Annotated in this window: 1 protein-coding gene; it reads right to left on the reverse strand. The window is 56.3% G+C overall.

All coding sequences use genetic code 11. The features are described from left to right. Window positions 1–192: 192 nt before the first annotated feature. Window positions 193–382 (reverse strand): transposase (locus D3227_RS40935; protein WP_147377861.1); only part of this gene is annotated, 190 nt, incomplete at its 5' end.

Raw genomic sequence — 382 nt, forward strand, 5'->3', positions numbered from 1 at the left:
TTCGATGGTGAACGGCGGCTCGATCGGCTCGGTGGTTTCAAAAGGACTGGTCTCGACGAAAATCACTGCCCAGCCATATCGCATTCTCCCCAACTTCGGCACTGCCACACAATTCCTCATGCTCTCCCAAGCTGCCTGATGTGACGTGCATCTGACAACTAGTGGTTCTCATCTGAGAGTCCGTATTGAAATTCAGGGATGAGCGTTTCTGCGGATGAGATTGCCGCCCATAGCGACAAGGATCATGGCGTGAGAGAGGCGGCGCCATCTTGTCATCCAGCCGAAGGTGCGCTCGACAACCCAGCGGCGGGGCAAGACTTCGAAGCCCTTCTGGTCGTCGGATCTGCGGATGATCTCTACCACGAAGTCCAGATAGGCGGCC

This window comes from Mesorhizobium waimense (assembly GCF_003601975.1).
Classification (GTDB): domain Bacteria; phylum Pseudomonadota; class Alphaproteobacteria; order Rhizobiales; family Rhizobiaceae; genus Mesorhizobium; species Mesorhizobium waimense.